This window comes from Micrococcus sp. EYE_212 (assembly GCF_023147585.1).
GTDB lineage: Bacteria > Actinomycetota > Actinomycetes > Actinomycetales > Micrococcaceae > Micrococcus.
In genome coordinates this window covers 1-1,356 of the sequence record NZ_JAHXOZ010000034.1, presented here as the reverse complement: position 1 = coordinate 1,356, position 1,356 = coordinate 1, and the positions used below count along the sequence as shown (strand labels likewise).

Sequence of the window (1,356 nt, the reverse complement as noted above, 5' to 3'; positions counted from 1 at the left end):
GGGCCTTGCCCCTTGATCGTGGACACGGTGTCGGTTCGGTTATGCCGCTTCCGTGAGGGTAGCTGACCTCGCGGCGTCGTAGGCGTTCTCGTAGCTATTTGGGCTCACCTGGCCGATCGTGGAGTGGCGTCGGCGGGTGTTGTAGCGGTTCGCCCATCGGAACACGGCCCGGTAGGCCGTGGCCTGATCTGGAAATGCGGCCCGGCCCTCGAGAAGCTCCCGCTTGAGCGCGGCGTTGAAACTCTCCGCGAGTGAGTTGTCGGCACTCGTGCCCACCGCACCCATGGACTGGACGACGGTGAGCTGCTCGCAGAGGGCCGCGTAGGCCTTCGAGGCGTAGACGCTGCCGTGGTCGCTGTGAAACACGGCGCCGGCGAGACTGCCGCGGTCGCGGGCCGCGGCGCGGAGTGCGTCCTCGACGAGTTCGGTGCGCATGTGGTCGGCGACCTGCCAGCCCGCGAGCTTGCGGGAGCCGAGGTCGATGCACGTCGCGAGATACAGGTTCGACCCGTCTGCGATCGGGAGGTAGGTGATATCGCCGACGTACCGGCGGTTCGGCTCCCCGATCGAGAAGTCCCGGCCGATCAGGTCGGGGAACTTCCTCCCGGACTGGTCCGGGATCGTGGTCTTCACCCGGCGTCGCAGCCGGATCCCCACCAGCTGGTGCTCACGCATCACGCGGGCGACGCGCTTGTGATTCACCCGCTCGGCGGCGGTGGTGACGCCGTCGTTGAGGTCGGCGGTGATCCGGGGTGCCCCGTAGGCGCGGTCGCCGCCCTGGGCGGGGTCCTGCAGCACCCTGATCCGTGCGGCGAGGGCTGTATCTTCGGCCGCTCTCGCCGCCCGTCCCGGAGCCGCCGCGAGCCAGGCGTAGAACGACGACCTCGCGATCTCGACGATCTCGCACAACCGCTTCACGCCGTAGGCGTCCTTGTGGTCCTCGACGAACTGGAAGCGGTTCACCAGTTCGTCTCCCCGGCGAAATACTTCGCCGCCTGACGGAGGATGTCCCGCTCCGTCTCGAGCTTCAGCTTCTCCGCCTTCGACGCCGCCAGTTCCGCCTCCAGCCGCACGATCCTCGCCGCCTGCGACTCCGACCGCCCCGACGTGGGCGGCGACATGGTGCCGGCGGTCGTCGTGCCCGAGCCGTGCTTCTCGACCCACTCCCGCAGCGCACCGCGGGAGATCCCGAGGTCCGCCGCGATGCCATTCAACGTCGCACCGGGCGTCGACTCGTACAAGTCCACCGCCCGCTGCCGGAACCCGTCCGTGTAGTTCTTCCTAGCCATCCCTTGGATTCTCGCTTCCCCATCATCGTGCTGGAATCAGCGTGTCCAAGATCAGGGGTCAAGCGCC

1 protein-coding gene is annotated in these 1,356 nt (G+C 68.1%); it reads right to left on the bottom strand.

Annotation, left to right across the window (positions count from 1 at the left end; translation table 11 throughout):
• Positions 1–39: 39 nt before the first annotated feature.
• A protein-coding gene (locus tag KZX60_RS11875) for an IS3 family transposase (protein WP_248118614.1) occupies positions 40–1,289 on the bottom strand; the annotation gives its coding sequence in 2 pieces (ribosomal slippage) (positions 40–980 and positions 980–1,289; 1,251 coding nt in all).
• Positions 1,290–1,356 lie beyond the last annotated feature (67 nt).